The 15,682-nt window shown below is 70.6% G+C and carries 14 protein-coding genes; 7 read left to right on the top strand and 7 right to left on the bottom strand.

Annotated elements, in window-relative coordinates; genetic code table 11:
• Nucleotides 1-15: 15 nt before the first annotated feature.
• The 3 genes from Aph01nite_RS20050 to Aph01nite_RS20040 are packed head-to-tail and all read right to left on the bottom strand — an operon-like array spanning nt 16 to nt 2,946.
• Complete coding sequence (locus tag Aph01nite_RS20050; RefSeq protein WP_204042456.1) at nt 16-840, bottom strand: carbohydrate ABC transporter permease; 825 nt, start codon at nt 838-840, stop codon at nt 16-18.
• Complete coding sequence (locus Aph01nite_RS20045; RefSeq protein ID WP_204042455.1) at nt 827-1,705, bottom strand: carbohydrate ABC transporter permease; 879 nt, start codon at nt 1,703-1,705, stop codon at nt 827-829. Before Aph01nite_RS20045 ends, Aph01nite_RS20050 begins: the two co-directional genes overlap by 14 nt.
• Before the next feature lie 11 nt (nt 1,706-1,716).
• Nucleotides 1,717-2,946: an extracellular solute-binding protein gene (locus Aph01nite_RS20040; protein WP_204042454.1), complete on the bottom strand. Its 1,230-nt coding sequence runs from the start codon at nt 2,944-2,946 to the stop codon at nt 1,717-1,719.
• Nucleotides 2,947-3,063: 117 nt separating this feature from the next.
• On the opposite strand from Aph01nite_RS20040, the gene Aph01nite_RS20035 reads away from it, so the two are divergent.
• From Aph01nite_RS20035 to Aph01nite_RS20025, 3 genes are all read left to right on the top strand, one after another.
• Nucleotides 3,064-5,556, top strand: coding sequence for a discoidin domain-containing protein (locus Aph01nite_RS20035; protein ID WP_204042453.1), 2,493 nt, complete (start codon nt 3,064-3,066; stop codon nt 5,554-5,556).
• Nucleotides 5,557-5,694: 138 nt separating this feature from the next.
• Entirely contained in the window at nt 5,695-6,570 is an 876-nt protein-coding gene (locus tag Aph01nite_RS20030) for an NPP1 family protein (protein WP_239161825.1), read from the top strand.
• Between the two features lie 400 nt (nt 6,571-6,970).
• The gene (locus Aph01nite_RS20025) at nt 6,971-8,374 is read left to right on the top strand and encodes an aldehyde dehydrogenase family protein (protein WP_204042519.1); all 1,404 of its coding nucleotides are present in this window, start codon (nt 6,971-6,973) and stop codon (nt 8,372-8,374) included.
• Here Aph01nite_RS20025 and Aph01nite_RS20020 read toward each other — a convergent pair.
• The 3 genes from Aph01nite_RS20020 to Aph01nite_RS20010 are packed head-to-tail and all read right to left on the bottom strand — an operon-like array spanning nt 8,371 to nt 10,494.
• Complete coding sequence (locus Aph01nite_RS20020; protein WP_204042452.1) at nt 8,371-9,642, bottom strand: cytochrome P450; 1,272 nt, start codon at nt 9,640-9,642, stop codon at nt 8,371-8,373. The two genes, Aph01nite_RS20025 and Aph01nite_RS20020, sit on opposite strands and share 4 nt — an antisense overlap.
• A gap of 10 nt (nt 9,643-9,652) precedes the next feature.
• A complete protein-coding gene (locus Aph01nite_RS20015) occupies nt 9,653-9,844 on the bottom strand; it encodes a ferredoxin (RefSeq protein ID WP_204042451.1) in 192 nt (63 codons plus the stop codon).
• Complete coding sequence (locus tag Aph01nite_RS20010; protein ID WP_204042450.1) at nt 9,841-10,494, bottom strand: TetR family transcriptional regulator; 654 nt, start codon at nt 10,492-10,494, stop codon at nt 9,841-9,843. Before Aph01nite_RS20010 ends, Aph01nite_RS20015 begins: the two co-directional genes overlap by 4 nt.
• 148 nt (nt 10,495-10,642) lie before the next feature.
• Here Aph01nite_RS20010 and Aph01nite_RS20005 point away from each other — a divergent pair, with 148 nt between their 5' ends.
• From Aph01nite_RS20005 to Aph01nite_RS19990, 4 genes are all read left to right on the top strand, one after another.
• Complete coding sequence (locus tag Aph01nite_RS20005) at nt 10,643-11,626, top strand: AraC family transcriptional regulator (RefSeq protein ID WP_204042449.1); 984 nt, start codon at nt 10,643-10,645, stop codon at nt 11,624-11,626.
• A 102-nt stretch (nt 11,627-11,728) separates the two neighbouring features.
• Entirely contained in the window at nt 11,729-12,952 is a 1,224-nt protein-coding gene (locus Aph01nite_RS20000) for a styrene monooxygenase/indole monooxygenase family protein (RefSeq protein WP_204042448.1), read from the top strand.
• Nucleotides 12,949-13,428 carry a flavin reductase family protein gene (locus tag Aph01nite_RS19995; RefSeq protein ID WP_204042447.1) on the top strand — a complete coding sequence of 160 codons (480 nt, stop codon included), beginning with the start codon at nt 12,949-12,951 and terminating at the stop codon, nt 13,426-13,428. Before Aph01nite_RS20000 ends, Aph01nite_RS19995 begins: the two co-directional genes overlap by 4 nt.
• Before the next feature lie 32 nt (nt 13,429-13,460).
• Nucleotides 13,461-14,543 carry a DUF6183 family protein gene (locus Aph01nite_RS19990; protein ID WP_204042446.1) on the top strand — a complete coding sequence of 361 codons (1,083 nt, stop codon included), beginning with the start codon at nt 13,461-13,463 and terminating at the stop codon, nt 14,541-14,543.
• Between the two features lie 49 nt (nt 14,544-14,592).
• On the opposite strand, the gene Aph01nite_RS19985 is transcribed toward Aph01nite_RS19990, so the two are convergent.
• Nucleotides 14,593-15,648, bottom strand: a complete 1,056-nt coding sequence (locus tag Aph01nite_RS19985; RefSeq protein WP_204042445.1) for a Glu/Leu/Phe/Val family dehydrogenase — start codon at nt 15,646-15,648, stop codon at nt 14,593-14,595.
• Between the last annotated feature and the right edge of the window lie 34 nt (nt 15,649-15,682).

Below are 15,682 nucleotides of genomic sequence, written 5' to 3'. Positions count from 1 at the left end.
ACCTTGCTTTCTCGATCACCTGAGGCCGGACAGGGTGAAGCCCTGCACGATGTGACGCTGGAAAACGATGAAGACGATCAGGATGGGCACCACCATGAGGGTGGCCCCGGCCATCTGGAGCGACGGGCTGGTCGCGATCTGCCGGTTGAGCAGCGACACCCCGACCGACAGGGTGTAGAGCCGGTCGTCGTCGGCGACGATCAGCGGCCAGAGGAAGCTGTTCCAGGCGCCGATGAAGGTCAGCACAATCTGCACGGCCAGGATGGGCCTGGACAGCGGCAGGACGATCCGCCAGAAGATGCGCGCCTCGCCTGCCCCGTCGAGGCGGGCGGCCTCGATCATCTCGGTGGGTACGGCCGACATGAACTGCCGGAACAGGAAGACGCCGAACCCGGACACCAGCCCCGGGATCGCGACGCCCACCAGGGTGTTGGTCAGCCGCATGCCGTTGAGGAGGAGATAGGTGGGGATCATGGTCACCTGGACGGGGACCATCATCGTGGCGAGCACCAGGAAGAACATGGGGCCGCGCCCCCGGAAGCGGAACTTGGCGAACCCGTATCCGGCCATGGCCATGAGCACCACCCCGGCCATGCTGATCAGCACGACCACGAGGGTGTTGACCAGGTAGCGGCCGAAGTCCAGCCGCCCGAACAGCTGGGCGAAGTTCTCGAACGTGGGCGCTTCCGGCAGCAATCGGGGCGGGTACGCGGCCGACTCCGACCGCGGCTTCACCGAACCGGAGATCATCCAGAGGAACGGGAACGCGGTGACCAGCGCCCCGGCGCCCAGGGCCGCTCCGATGGCCGCGGTCAGGCGGCGGGAGCTAACGATCCGCATCGAACCTCCGCCCGCGCAGCTGGACGAGGGTCACGCCGGCGATGATCAGGAAGAGCACCAGGGTTCCGGCGGCGGCGTAGCCGAACCGGCCCGCGGAGAATCCCTCCTGGTAGAGGAAGAGGGAGATGCTCGTCGACTCGCCGAGCGGCCCGCCCTTGGTGAGCACGAAGGGTTCGTCGAAGAACTGCAGCCAGGCGATGACCGTGGTGACGGCCACGAAGAGGAAGGCGAACCGCAGCAGCGGGATGACGATCGACACGATCTTCCGCGCCCCGGAAGCCCCGTCGAGCTCGGCGGCCTCCAGATACTCCCGGGGGATGGTCTTCAGGGCGGCGAGGAAGATGATGATGTTCAGTCCCGTACCGCGCCAGACGGCGACGAGCGCGACGGAGAACTTCACCAGGACGGGGTCGCCGAGCCACCGCGCCGGCGGCAGGCCCACCGTCGACAGCAGGTGGTTGACCAGGCCGAACCGGGTGTTGAGCAGGTAGCCCCAGACGAGGGAGACCGCGACGATGGCGGTGATGGCCGGGGCGAAGTAGAACGCCCTGAGCGCCCGGAAGAAGCGGTTCTCGCTGCGGTGGAGCAGGAGCGCGGCGGCGAACGAGACGGCGATCACGGTGGGGACGCCGAGCAGCGCGAAGATCCCGGTGTTGGTGAGGGCCTGCCAGAAGGCGTCGTCGGCGACCAGCTCGCGGAAGTTCGCCACGCCGGCGAACTCGATCCTGGACCAGTCGGCCAGGCCCGCGAGGTTCATGTCGGTGAGGCTGACGGGCAGGGCGACCAGGATGGGGAGCACGCCGAAGACGAGCAGCAGGATCATCGCCGGGGCGATGAAGGCGTAGGGGGCGAGAGGCTGTTTCATGCCGGCTCCGGTCAGTTGACGGACGTGCCGCCGGTCGCCGCGTACAGGCCCTGGAGGGCGGTGTCGCGGTTCGCGCCGGTCAGGACGACGGAGTTGAGGGCGTCCAGGAGCGCCTTGCCGGTTTCGCCGTCCCAGTTGGGCACGGGGGGCAGGGGCCGGGCGTCGCGGAGTTGCCTGGCGTACACCGAGACGAGGGGGTCGGCGGTGAGTTCCGGGTCGTTGAGGGCGGCTTTGGCCGTGGGGAGCTGGCCGTCGAGTTCGTACCAGGTCAGCTGGGTACGCGGCTGGGAGAGGTAGTCGAGAAGGCGCAGGGCGGCGTCCCGGTTGCCGCTGGAGCGCCACACGCCGAGGTTCGAGCCGGCCAGCAGGGAGGTGTGGGTGGCGTCGCCGGGGATCGGGGCGACCGACCATTTGCCGTCGAGTTCCGGCGCGGCCGAGGCGACCTCGCCCGCCAGGTAGGGGCCGGAGACCAGCATGGGGGTCGCGCCGGAGACGAAGCCCTGGATCTGGTCGAAGTCGGGGTCGGCGGGCACGCTCCGGTCGGCGTGGAAACCGAGGTAGAGGTCGGCGGCGCGGTGGAACTCGGGGGTGTCGAAGTCGACCCGGCCGGCGTCGTCGACGATCCGGCCGCCCATCGTCCAGGTCATGATGACCGGCAGCGCGCTGTCCCACTGCGGGATGTGGAAGCCGTAGCCGCCCCCGCCGCGCCCGGCGAGAATCCTCGCGTACGCGCGGACCTCGTCCCACGTCCTCGGCGGCTCATCGAGGCCCTGGCCGGTGAGGATGTCCCGCCGGTAGAACAGCACGCGGGTGTCGGCCACCCACGGAACGCTCACCGGGTCCCCGCCGGGGGACACGCCGTCGAGGAAGTTGGCGGCGGCCAGGCCCGGGTGCTCCCGCAACGTCCGGTCGTCGAGCGTGAGCAGGGCGCCGGAGTCGGCGAAGGTACGCAGCTTCGACAGCCCGATCTGGAGGGCGTCCGGCCCGTCGCCCGACGCCACGGCGGTGGTGAACTTCTGGTCGACCGAGTCCCACGGGACGGGGACGGGGTCGACCCGGATGCCGGTCCGGTCGACGAACGGCCGCACGAGCTGCTCGAACCGGGCGGAGCTGTCGCCCATGATCCACACGGTCAGTTCGCCGGGGGTACCGCCCGCGGGCGCCGTACCCGAGCAGGCGGCGAGCACGAGTGAGCACGCCGCGAGGAGCAGCGCGGCGAGCGCCAGGCCAGGTCTTCTCATGAGAGTGATCCCTCTCAGACAGCGGCGCCGGTCGTTTGGAATTGGCTTAGCCTAAGCCATAGACAAAGTATCCTCGAGGCTCCACCATCGCAAGTGTCAAGCTTCGAGGAGGTCCAGATGAAACGCCGATGGCCGATTGCCGCCCTCATCCCACTCATCGCCGCCACTGCCGTCACGACGACGGCCCGACCGGCGGCCGCCCTCGATTCGGCCGACTTTCTCAAGGTCAGCGGCACGGTGCTGAAGAAGAACTCCGGCTCGGGAGCGACGGTCAGCCTCCGGGGGACCAACCTCGGCGGCTGGCTCGCCATGGAGGAGTGGATGTCTCCGCTCGGGGAGTTCGCGCTCGACCGCTCCGGCTGGACGGCCACCGCCTCGGCGAGGATCCAGGACGTCACGCGCGCCTTCGACGGCGACGACTCCACCCGCTGGAGCACCGAGGCCGCCATGAACGGCAGCGAGTGGTTATACCTGGACCTGGGCGGGTTGTCGCGCTTCAACCGGCTCACCGTGAACTACGCCGGCTTCGCGGGCGGCGACTTCGCCCGCCACCTCGTGGTCGAGGTCTCCCCCGACAACACGCACTGGACGACCGAGTACGACAAGGCCGCAAGCGGAGCGACGCCGGTCACGACCGCCGACTTCGCGCCGGTGACCGCCCGGTACGTCCGGGTCAGGCAGACCGGCAGCGCCGGAGACTGGTGGTCGGTCGGCGAGATCAACCTGTTCAACGACGACTTCCCCGAAGAGGACGAGGACAACGCGCCGCGTGATTCGTTCAAACGCACCCAGTGGACCGCCCGGACCTCGGACAACACGGACGCCTCCGCCGTGCTCGACGGGCAGAACGCCACCCGGTGGACGACCAACGCCGGTCAGGCCCCCGGCCAGTGGATCCAGCTCGACCTGCACGCGCGGATGACGATCAACAGCGTCACGCTCGACACGGAGAAGAACACGACCTCCGAGGACGACTACCCCCGCGGCTACACCGTCCAGCTGTCGAACGACGAGCAGACCTGGACGCAGGTCGCCTCCGGCGTCGGGACCCTCAAGGCCACGAACATCAACTTCCCGGCGAGGAGCGCGCGTTACGTCCGGGTGACCCAGACGGGCAGCAGCTACCGATGGTGGTCGATCGGCGAGATGTCGGTCAGCCTCAGCCGCGACGACCACAACCTCCAGCTCACCCTCGACCAGCGATTCGGCCGCGCCGGCGGGCAGGCGATCCGGGACGCGCACGAGGACACCTGGATCACCGCCGCCGACTTCGACCGGATCGCCGCCATGGGGCTGAACTTCGTCCGCCTGCCCATCGCCTGGACGACGCTGCTCAACATGGACGGCACCTGGAAGGCCGACCCCTGGAGCAAGATCGATTGGGCGGTCCAACAGGCGGCGAACCGCGGCATGTACACCCTGCTCGACCTGCACACCGTCCCCGGCGGCGGCTGCCCGTGGGCCAGTTGCGGGCGGGTCGGTCCCAGTCCGGGCGGGTTCTGGGGCACCGCCGCGTACCAGGACTGGACCGAGGAGATCTGGGAGGCGATCGCCGCCCGCTACGAGGGCGACCCGGCCGTCGCGGGCTACGACCTGATCAACGAGCCGCTGCTCGCCATCGACGAGGACGCCGGCGACGTCACGCGGAAGAGCGCCTACTACGACCGGCTCTACGACGCGGTCCGCGCGATCGACCCCGACCACCTCATCGTCATGGGCGCGTTCTTCGACTTCGACCGGATCGCCCCGCCCTCGGAGTACGGCTGGAGCAACGTCGTCTACGAACTCCACCCGTACGCGATGAAGGTGAAGGAGGCGCACGACTGGACCGCGCAGAACGATCTGGTGACCAGGAACCTCGACGACCTGCCCGGCCTGCTCGCCGACCCAGGCGTTCCCGTCCTGTACGGCGAGTACTCCCTCTACTACTACGACGACGTCTGGGCGCGCTGGATGGCCGGCCTCAACGCGCGGCGGCAGTCCTGGTCGAACTGGTCGTACAAGGTCAGGGGAACCGACGCCGACGGCCAGGGCTACTGGGGCTTCTACTACAACCGCCCCGCCCCGATCCCCGTGATCAACAACGACGGCGCCGCCACGTTCGCCCAGAAGCTCCGGCGTTTCGGCACGGACACGTTCACCGAGAACCAGCGCCTGGTGGCGACCGTCACCAGGTACGCCGGCGGCCTGGCCACCTTCGACCCCGTCCCCATCGACAAGACCGACTGGGAGGCCGACGCCTCCTCGACCTGGCTGGAGGATACGGCGTCCGAAGGCATCGACGGCGACACCACCACCCGTTGGAGCACCGGCATCGGGCAGGCCCCCGACCAGTGGTACCAGATCGATCTCGGCTCGCCGCACACGATCGCGCAGGTCACCGTGGAGACGCCTCGCGATTCCACCAGCGACTTCCCGCGCGGCTTCCGGCTGGAGTTCTCCATGGACGGCGACACGTGGACGACGGTCGGCACCGGGATCGGCTTCGGCTGGAAACGGCCGATCACCGTCACCCCGCGGACCGCCCGATTCGTGAAGATCACCCAGACCGGTACGGAACCCGATTGGTGGTGGTCGATCGGTGAGGTGACGATTTACTCGTCGTACTAGCTCGATTGGATAAAACGAATCGCACCGCCGGCATGGTGTCGGCGGTGCGATTCGTTTTATTACCCCTGCGAATCACCGGGGCCGCGCACCAGGGTGATACGGATGCGAATACAAAAGCCGTTTTCCTACCTTACCGGTATGGCACTCACCGATGTAATGAAGGAGGAGAACGTGCGAAGCCAAGTACGGGAATTACTCGCTCGACTGGTCTCACGCGGCGGGCCGCCTGCCGGTCGCCGCCGCCGGTCCGGACGATTCTCGTTCGCCATTCGCGCCGCCCTGGCGGGCCTGGCGATCGTCCTCGTCGTTCCCAGTCCGGCCCTCGCGGATCCGCCGGTCGGATACGACTGGAACGCGCCGTGGGAGCACCGCTGGTACGAGCCGGCCTTCGACTACGACTGGGACGGCTGTTACCCCACCGCCGCCATCGGCTGGCAGTACGCGCAGATCAACCCGGGCCTGCCCACCACCGGCTACATCAACGCGAACTGCCACGACCCCTGGGATCTCGACGAGGCCAACATCTATTCGCGGGTCAAATGCAACAACGGCTGGTGCGCGTACATGTACGCCGTATATTTCGAAAAGGACCAGACCACTCTACCGGGCTGTTCCATCTGCGGGCATCGGCACGACTGGGAGCACGTCGTGGTGTGGGTCCAGAACGGCTGGGCGGACTGGGTTTCCGCGTCCGCGCACGGCAATTACAATATCCGCCATCGAAACAACGTCCGCTGGGACGATGGCGGCACGCACCCCACGATCGTTTATCACAAGGACGGCGGCGGCACGCACGCGTTCCGGTTCGCGGACTGGGGCGAGCAGCCGGAGAACCACAAGGGCTGGTGGCAGTTCCCGAAGCTGGTCAACTGGGACTGGCTGCCGCAGCAGCACCGTGACGCGCTCACCTGGTACGACTTCGGTTCGGCCAGCTTCGGGCTCAAGAACGGCAATTTCGAATGGGAACTCAGCAAGGCCAAGCCTGCGGCCGTCCCGTTCAATCCCTGGGGCTGAGACGGACCGGGTTCTCACCGTTGTCCGGTGCCGTTGACGCGGGTGACGCCACTCGCCGCACCGGCGCCAAGAGCGGCCGGTCCACTCTGTCGGAGCGCTTGAGCCCGTAGGGGGTCTCGCCGCCTGATCGAAGCCGCACACCGGCGTCGTCTCGACGCCTACCCGGTGACTGAAGAGGCGACCTGATCGAAGCCGCGCGCCGGCGTCGTTCCCGCACGGGAGCGGCGCCGGCGTCGGCCTGCCGGCTCCTGTCCGGCGTGATCCAATCGACGGCGACCCGGGGCGGGTGCGTCATCGCCGATGACGTGACACCGGTCACGGCCCGGCGGATCCCTGGATTGGGAGTACATGGATCCGGCCAGTCGCCGGCGGCACGCTCGAGGGCATGAGCACAACAACGATGAACTCCCACTGGATCGGCGGCGTCGCCGTCGCCGGATCCGGCGAAACGATCGACGTGGTGAATCCGGCGACCGAGGAGGTCGTCGCCCGGGTGCCGGCGGGCACCGCCGCCGATGTGGACCAGGCTGTCGCCGCCGCGACGGCCGCGTTCCCCCGCTGGGCCGCGACCGGCGTCGCCGAACGGGCCGCGATCGTGCGCCGCGTCTCCGAGGGCCTGCGCGACCGGTCTGAGGAGATCGCCGCCACCATCACCGCCGAGATGGGCGCCCCGATCAGCCTCTCCCGCTTCGCGCAGGCCGCCTTCCCGGTCAGGGTGGCCGCCTCCGTCGCGGCCATCGCCGAGGACTTCCCGTGGACGGAGGAGATCGGGCACTCCCTCGTCGTCCGGGAGCCGGTCGGCGTCGTCGGCGCCATCACCCCGTGGAACTTCCCGCTGCAGCAGGTCGTCTCCAAGCTGGCCCCCGCCCTGGTGGCGGGCAACACCATGGTCCTCAAGCCCTCCGAGATCGCGCCGCTGACCGCCGGCATCCTCGCCGAGATCGCCGCCGACGCGGGGCTGCCCGCGGGCGTGTTCAACGTCGTGCACGGCACGGGCCCGGTCGTCGGCGAGGCCATCTCGGCGCATCCGGGCATCGACATGGTGTCGTTCACCGGCTCCACCCGGGCGGGCCGGCGCATCTCGGCCGTCGCGGCGGAGACCGTCAAGCGGGTGGCGCTGGAGCTCGGCGGCAAGTCCGCGAACGTGATCCTGGACGACGCCGACCTGGCCAGGGCCGTACCGCACGGGGTGGCCATCGCGTTCGCCAACGGCGGCCAGGTGTGCGGCGGGTGGCCGCGCATGCTCGTCCCCGCGGCGCGGCACGACGAGATCGTCGAGATGGTCGTGGCCGCCGCGGCCGAGTACACCGTCGGCGACCCCGCCGACGAGGCCACGCGCGTCGGACCGCTGGCGTCGGAGGCGCACCGCCGCCGCGTCGACGGCTACATCGAGCGGGGCGTCGCCGACGGCGCCACCCTCGCGTTCGGCGGCCCCGGCAGGCCCGCCGGCTTCGACTCGGGCGCGTACGCACGGCCGACGGTCTTCGCCGACGTGGACCCGGCATCCGTGATCGCCCAGGAGGAGATCTTCGGCCCCGTCCTGACGATCATCCCGTACGCGGACGACGACCAGGCCGTCGAGATCGCCAACAGCACCGTGTACGGCCTCACCGGCGCGGTCTTCGGCAGCGAGGAACGCGCGCTCGGCGTCGCCCGCCGGATGCGCACCGGCCAGGTCGACATCAACGGCGCCGAATGGAACCCCCTCGCGCCCTTCGGCGGCTACAAGCAGTCCGGCAACGGCCGCGAGTTCGGCCGCCAGGGCATCGACGAGTTCCTGGAGACCAAGTCCATCCAGCGCTAGCCGATGCGCAGCGGGAGGGTACGCGGGCCGCGTACCTGTCCCGTGGCCCAGGTGACCGCGGCCGGGTCGGCGAGGCCGAAGACCGGGAAACGCTCCAGCCAGACCTCCAGCGCGACGCGTAACTCCATGCGCGCCAGGTGGGAGCCCACGCAGCGGTGGATGCCCAGGCCGAACGCGGCGTGCCGGTTGACCTCCCGGTCGATGACGACCTCGCCCGCCCGGTCGAACTGGGCCGGGTCGCGGTTGGCGGCGGGGAAGGACAGCAGGATCCAGTCGTCGGCCTTCATGTCGACGCCCTGCCAGCGCATGTCCTCCCTGACCAGGCGGGCCATGGTCACCGGGGCGTACGCCCGGAGGAACTCCTCCATCGCGGTCGGCAGCAGGCCGGGGTCGGCGACCAGGCGTTCGCGGTCGGCCGGGGTGCGGGCCAGGTGCCAGAGCGAGGCGCCGATGGCGCTCCAGGTGGTGTCGATGCCGGCGATGAGCAGGAGCGCCATCGTGCCCGCCACGTGGGACGGGTGGAGCTTCTGCCCGCCCAGTTCGGCGTCGACCAGGTAGGTGGTGAGGTCGTCGCGCGGCCGCTCCACGTGGTCGCGGATCTGGTCGAGCAGGTAGTCGTACAGGCTCTCCACGCGGGCGGTGCGCTCCTCGGGCGGGAGGTTGATGCCTTCGAGGAGGTTCTCGATGAAGACGCGGAACCTCGGCCCGTCCTCGGGCGGGAAGCCGAGCATGTCGGCGATGACCCGCATGGGGATGTGCTGGGCGTAGTCGCGGGCGGCGTCGACGACCTCCTTCCCCTCCAGCGCGTCGATGAGCCGGTGGCAGAACGCCCGGGTCGCTTCCTCCCGCTGGGTGACCGCGCTCTTCGTGAACGCCGGGAGCAGGAGCTTGCGCGCGTGGTGGTGGAACGGCGGATCGGACGAGATCGGCGGCGAGCCGCCCACCGGGGCCGCCTCCTTGGGTGGCCGGAAGTTGCTCATGATGATCGCCCGCGACGAGAAACGTTCCGTGTCGTACGCGATGGACGCGACGTCCTCGTACCGGGTGGGCAGCCATCCGCCGCCGAACCGCTCGGTGCGCGCGATCGGGCAGCGTGACCGCAGCTCGTCCTGGATCGGGTACGGATCGGCCGCCCACTCGGGCTCGGCGTGGGAGAAGTCGGTCGCCCAGTCCGAGACGGGCCCGGTGATGATCTCGTTGCGGACGCCGGGGGGCCGGTCCCGCACCGTGTCCTGGTAGTCCTGCCGGAAGCGGTCGTCGACGGTCATGCGCGCTCTCCTAGAGGATCTCGATCGCCCGTTCGGGGCAGTTGGCCACCGCCAGCCGGGCCGCGCGCTCGCTCTCCGGCGGCACCGAGCCGTCCCCGGCGACCTGCCCGTAGCCCTCGTCGTCGTCGGTGAACAGGCCGGGGGCGAGGTCGTAGCAGCGGCCGTGCCCGTGGCAGCGCTCCGAGTCGATCTTGACTTTCACTGCGGGGCTCCCCTCGATACGGCTGTGTCGGCTTTCTCGGCGGCTGTTTCTGCGGCTGTCTCTGCGGCTGGGGCGAGCGCGGTGGCGAGCCGGGTCAGCAGCGCGGTCCACTCGGCGTCGTCCACCCCGTGCAGTTCCGGCGTGATCAGCGCGCTGCCCATCGCGAGCAGCAGGCAGAGGTGCGCGAGCGCGTCCGGCGACACCGCGGAGTCGAGCTCCCCGTCGGCCTGACCGGCCCGCACGAGCTCGGCCAGCCAGTCGGCGCGCTCGCCGACGTACGCGCGGGCCGGGCCGGCGACCTCCCGGTCCCGGCGGGCCGCCACCAGGGCCTCCACGATGAGATGCCGGCCGGGGTCGCGGCGGCGCGGCAGCCCCCGGCCGATCACGAGGAGCAGTTCGGTGATCGAGCGGTCCGGGTCGGCGGCGAACAGGTCCGCGAGCAGCCGCCGCCCGTGCGCACGCAGGGCGGCGGTCAGCAGTTCCGCCTTCGACCCGAAATGCGCGTACATCGCGCCGTTGCTCACGCCCGCCGCGGCGGCGATGTCGGCAACCCGGGTGCCGTCGTACCCGCGTGCGGCGAACACCTCGGCCGCCGCCCGCAGCAAACGCTCCCGGGTCTCGGCGGCGGTCACTCCCGCGACGCGCCCCATGCGTGAATTAAAAAAGCGTTCATTTGATATGTCAACGGCGCCGTCTGAACTCATCGAATCTGACGGACCGGCCTCCGGTCAGCGGAGGTCTGGCTCTTGTGCGTCCTTTTTCATGGAACACCGGGGTCGAGAATGACGATCATCCGGTGTGCTCCTCAGCAATCGTGCCGTCTTCGCCAGCTCCGACCTCGACGAGATCCGCGGCGAGGTCGCCAAGGTGTTCTGCCCGCACCGGCTGGACCTGGCCGGGGACGCGGACCTGCTGTCGGCCCGGTTCAACTCCGTCCAGCTCGGCTCGGTCCGCGTCAGCTACCTCGACTACGGGGCGGACGTGCACATCGAACCGGGCGACCTCGACACGTTCTTCCTGGTCATGATCCCGCTCGCCGGGCGCAGCCTGATCCGCGCCGGCGGCGAGGAGATCGTCTCCACCCCGTCGCTGGCCGCGCTGCCCTCGCCGACCCGCCACCTCGACATGCGCTGGGCGGCGGGCTGCCCCCAGTTGGTGATCAAGTTCGAGCGCGCCTCCATCGAGCGCTCGCTGGAGCAGATGCTCGGCGAACAGCTCAACGGTCCGGTCGTCTTCGACCTCGGCGTGGACCTGACGACGGGCTGGACCCGGTCCTGGCGGGACATGGCCGACCTGCTCGTCAGGGAGGCCGAACGCGACGACGGGCTGACCGGCTATCCGCTGGCCGTCGCGCACCTGGAGAACGCCCTGATCACCCTGCTGCTGACCATGCAGCCCTCCACCTACCTCGAGCGGCTGACGGCGCCCAGACCCGCCGCGCTGCCGAAGGTCGTACGTCGGGCGATGGAGTTCATCCATGAGCACGCGTACCTCCCGCTCACCACCTCCGACATCGCCGGCGCCGTCGCGGTCAGCAGCCGCTCGCTCCAGGAGGGTTTCCGCGCGCATCTCGGCCTGACCCCGACGGCCTACCTCAGGCAGGTACGGCTGGCCCGGGTGCACGACGAGCTCAGGACGGCCGATCCCGCCAGGGCCACGGTGACCACGGTGGCCGCCCGATGGGGCTTCCTGCACCAGGGACGCTTCGCCGCCCAGTACCGCGAGAAGTACGGGCTGCCGCCGTCGGAGACGTTGCGCCGGGGTTCGGCGTCAGGTGGATGAGATCCGCGCTCAGCGGATGGCCCGGGCGGACGGGCCGGCCGTACCTTTCTTGTCAGGCGCCGATCGCAACCTCCACTCCTGACACCGAAGGAACACATCACCATGCGCGACATCCTCATCGTCGGCGCCGGTCAGGCCGGCCTCCACCTGGCCATCGGCCTGCTCCAGCACGGCTACGACGTCACCGTGATCTCCAACCGCACCCCCGAGGACATCCGCGACGGCCGGGTGATGTCCGGCCAGGCCATGTTCGGCACCGCGCAGGCCCATGAGCGTACGCTCGGCCTGGACCGGTGGGCCGACGTCTGCCCGCCCATCGAGGGCATCGCGCTCACGGTTCCGAGCCCGGAGGGCGGCAAGGCGCTCGACTGGGCGGCGCGGCTGGACGTCCCGGCCCGCTCGGTCGACCAGCGGCTGAAGATGCCGGCCTGGCTGGGCGAGTTCGAACGGCTCGGCGGCAAGCTCGTCCTGCACGACGCCACCCCCGCGGACCTGGAGAGCTATGCCGCCCGGTACGACCTGGTCCTCGTCGCCGCGGGGAAGGGACAGATCGCCGCGCTCTTCGAGCGGGACCCCGCGCGCTCCCCGTACGCCGTTCCGCAGCGCGCGCTGGCGGTCACCTACGTCCACGGTCTCGCTCCCCGCCCCGATCACTCGGCGGTCTGCTTCAATCTGCTCCCCGGTGTGGGCGAGTACTTCGTCTTCCCCGCGCTCACGCACACCGGCCCCTGCGAGATCATGGTGTTCGAGGGCGTGCCGGGCGGTCCCATGGACTGCTGGGGCGACGTACGCGGCCCCGCCGAGCATCTGGCGCGCAGCCGCCGCATCCTGGAGACCTTCTTCCCGTGGGAGGCCGAGCGCTGCGCCGGGATCGAGCTCACCGACGCCAACGCGGTCCTGACCGGCCGCTTCGCCCCCACGGTTCGCCACCCTGTCGCCGTTCTGCCCTCCGGCGCACCGGTGCTCGGCGTCGCCGACGTCGTGGTGCTCAACGACCCGATCACCGGGCAGGGCAGCAACAACGCCGCCAAGTGCGCCGCCACCTACCTGCGGGCCATCCTGGACCGGGGCGCGCAGCCCTTCGACGCGGACTGGATGCGGCGGACCTTCGACCTCTTCTGGGCTCAGGCGCGGCACGTCACGGACTGGACCAACGCGCTGCTGGCGCCGGCCGAACCCCACCACCTGGCGCTCCTGGGCGCCGCCGGGCAACGCCCGGAGATCGCCTCCCGGTTCGTCAACGGCTTCGACGACCCGGCCGACTACGCCGACTGGTTCATGGACGCCGGCCGAGCCGACGCCTACCTGAGCAGGGTCGCGGCATGAGATCGCTCCGTGAGGCCTTCGGGCAGTTCGCGACCGGAGTGGCGGTGATCACGACGGTCACCGACGACGGGGAGCGGGCCGGTGTGACCGTCAACTCCTTCACCTCGGTCTCGCTCGATCCGCCGCTGGCGCTCTGGTGCCTGTCGAACCGGGCGCCCAGCGCGCCGCTCTTCCTGCGGGCCGGGCGGTTCGCCGTCAACGTCCTCGCCGCCGGCCAGGACCACCTGTCCAGGCGCTTCGCCACACCCTCGACCGACAAGTTCGCCGGGGTCGAGTTGCTCGGCACTCCCCTGCCGATACTCGCCGGGACCCTGGCCAGCTTCGTCTGCCGTACGGAACGCGTCCACGACGGCGGCGACCACCACATCTTCGTCGGAGCGGTGGAGGGCTACCAGCGGGCGGAGGGGGAGCCACTCGTCTTCCACTCCGGCCGCTACCGGGAGTTCTGGCCCGAGATGATCACCGGAGCGGCGTAGCCGGAGCGTTCGGCACACCTATGCTGGGTGAGGTGACCGACGAGATCGCGAAGATTGTCGCCGCGTTACCGGCCATGACGAAGGTCACCGGCGTGTGGGCGACGGCTGAGGAACGGCTCGCCCGGGGGGACGCCGCATTCGTCGCGGACCTCGGTATCGCCCTCGCCGGGCCTGACGATCCCCGGATGTGGCAGGCACGGAGTGTGCGCCGCCATCTGTTGCGGCTGCTGGCCTTCGCGCCCGGCGTGGAGGCGGTGTCCCAGACATTGCGGCTGGTCTCGGCGTATCAGACGGACACTCCGGAGCTGGGGCGCCACGGGATGGAGTTGCTGGCGGCCTGCCATCCGGCGGGAGAACTGGCGGCCGCCTTCTCCGGCGGTGACGTCCCGGCCGATCTGCGTGCCTGCCTGGTTCAGGAGCTGGTGCTCCGGAAGGCGGCGGTCGAGGAGATCCCCGGCGTGCGCGGCTGGCTGGCCTCGCCGGACTGGCTGTCCCACCCGCTGTCGTGGCTGCCGCTGACCCTGCGTGCCGTCGAAGGGGAACCGCCCCTGCCTCAGTACAGTGTCCGGGGCCGGAGCGTCCCGTTCTGGTCGGGGATCCCCAAAGAGCCGGGTGTGCCGTCCGAGGCGGCCACGCGGGTCACCGAGACCACCACGGACGTGGCCGCCGCGCTGATCGCCGCCGCCGTGGCCAACTGGGCCGAGGAGTCCCGCGGCCGCGTCGAGGCGCGGACGTACGCCCTGGCGGGGCCGCTCGGCGGGTTCGCCGAACTGGGGCTGGCCTGCCTGGAGGGGAAGCCCGCGACGATCGTCCCCGGTAGGCCCGACCGTGCCTGGCGGCTGCTCTTCTCCGCCGCGTCGACAGGAGGGGCCTACAACTCCGGGCTCCGGGGCGCCTACGGGCGGCTGGCAGCGTGGCGTTCCCTCGCCGGCCTCTCCGCCGCCCCGGAGGGCGCGACGGCCGCCGAGGTCGAGGAGCGGGCCGGGCAGTGCGCCTGGTTCACCTTCGGGGCGGACTCGGGGTGGTTCAAGCGGATCGCGTGGGACATCGGGCTGGCCGCCGTCACCTCGGACGGCCAGACCCTGTCGGTGCTGGCCGCGACTGACAGTAACTGACACGCCGCCGGCGCGAGCACCGCAAAGGCGATCCTCACCGGCGCGCAGGTCAGCGAGTGGTTCCGCGGTCGATTGGCGTGGGGCCGGACAGGCGGAGGCGTTCTTCGGCCAGTGCCGTGGCCGCGTCCAGGGGGGTGACGGCGGCGGCGCGGGCCTCGGCGAGGATCGATCCGACCCGGGGGCCGATCTCCAGGACGCGCGGCACCGCGGAGCGCTCGTCGCCGCCCCGGAGTTGCTCGTCCAGGAAGGTGATCCCGCCGGCGCTGAGGATGAAGTCGGGGACGAAGGTGATGCCGCGGGCGGCGAGCGGCGTGGCCAGGTCGTCCTGGGACAGGACGTTGTTGGCGACGCCCGCGAGGATCTCGCACCGCAAGGCGGGCATGGTGGCCGGGTTCACCACCTCGCCGAGGGCGCACGGCGCGAGCACGTCGCACCGGGTGGCCAGGGCCTCCTCCGGCTCCAGTACGCCGGCGCCGATCTCGGCCGCCAGGGTTTCGGCGCGTGACCGGACGACGTCGGTGACCAGCACGGCGGCCGACGCCTTGGTGAGCAGGCGGGCCAGGTGGTGGCCGACGTGGCCGACACCCTGGACGACCGCCGTCCGGCCGGACAGGTCGGCGGAGCCGTACACGTGCTCGACCGCGGCGGTGATGCCGGCGAACGCGCCGAGCGCGGTCAGGTAGGAGGGGTCGCCCTCGGTGCAGGTGACGGTCGCGGCCTCGGTGCCGATGACGCGCATCTCCTCGGCGCCCGTGCCGACGTCGATGCCGGGGACGTATCTGCCGCCGAGCGACTGGATGAACCGGCCGTGCGCGCGCAGCAGCTCCGTCGTCTTGTCCGTGGCGGAGTCGCCGATGATCACGCTCTTGCCGCCGCCGAGCCGCAGTCCGGCGGCGGCCGTCTTGCGGGTCATCGCGCGGGCCAGCCGCAGGCAGTCGTCCAGCGCGGCGGCGTGCCCGGGGTACGGCCACATGCGTACCCCGCCGAGCGCGGGACCGCGTGCCGTGCTGTGCACGGCGATGATCGCCCGCAGCCCGGTCTCGGGCTCCTCCCGGGTGACCACCTGCTCGAACTCGTCCATCACGACAGGACCGGACAGCTTCATCCCCACTCCACGAAAGCTCATCTCACCACGGATT

It is taken from the genome of Acrocarpospora phusangensis (assembly GCF_016862995.1).
GTDB lineage: Bacteria > Actinomycetota > Actinomycetes > Streptosporangiales > Streptosporangiaceae > Acrocarpospora > Acrocarpospora phusangensis.
The sequence above is the reverse complement of the archived record's forward strand: the minus strand, read 5'-3'. Positions and strand labels throughout refer to the sequence as shown.

What these genes read in the sequence shown, in the direction of transcription:
- Aph01nite_RS20050 (WP_204042456.1), bottom strand. Translation starts at nt 840, where the DNA reads ATGCGGATCGTTAGCTCCCGCCGCCTGACCGCGGCCATCGGAGCGGCC.
- Aph01nite_RS20045 (WP_204042455.1), bottom strand. Translation starts at nt 1,705, where the DNA reads ATGAAACAGCCTCTCGCCCCCTACGCCTTCATCGCCCCGGCGATGATC.
- Aph01nite_RS20040 (WP_204042454.1), bottom strand. Translation starts at nt 2,946, where the DNA reads ATGAGAAGACCTGGCCTGGCGCTCGCCGCGCTGCTCCTCGCGGCGTGC.
- Aph01nite_RS20035 (WP_204042453.1), top strand. Translation starts at nt 3,064, where the DNA reads ATGAAACGCCGATGGCCGATTGCCGCCCTCATCCCACTCATCGCCGCC.
- Aph01nite_RS20030 (WP_239161825.1), top strand. Translation starts at nt 5,695, where the DNA reads ATGGCACTCACCGATGTAATGAAGGAGGAGAACGTGCGAAGCCAAGTA.
- Aph01nite_RS20025 (WP_204042519.1), top strand. Translation starts at nt 6,971, where the DNA reads ATGAACTCCCACTGGATCGGCGGCGTCGCCGTCGCCGGATCCGGCGAA.
- Aph01nite_RS20020 (WP_204042452.1), bottom strand. Translation starts at nt 9,642, where the DNA reads ATGACCGTCGACGACCGCTTCCGGCAGGACTACCAGGACACGGTGCGG.
- Aph01nite_RS20010 (WP_204042450.1), bottom strand. Translation starts at nt 10,494, where the DNA reads ATGGGGCGCGTCGCGGGAGTGACCGCCGCCGAGACCCGGGAGCGTTTG.
- Aph01nite_RS20000 (WP_204042448.1), top strand. Translation starts at nt 11,729, where the DNA reads ATGCGCGACATCCTCATCGTCGGCGCCGGTCAGGCCGGCCTCCACCTG.
- Aph01nite_RS19995 (WP_204042447.1), top strand. Translation starts at nt 12,949, where the DNA reads ATGAGATCGCTCCGTGAGGCCTTCGGGCAGTTCGCGACCGGAGTGGCG.
- Aph01nite_RS19985 (WP_204042445.1), bottom strand. Translation starts at nt 15,648, where the DNA reads ATGAAGCTGTCCGGTCCTGTCGTGATGGACGAGTTCGAGCAGGTGGTC.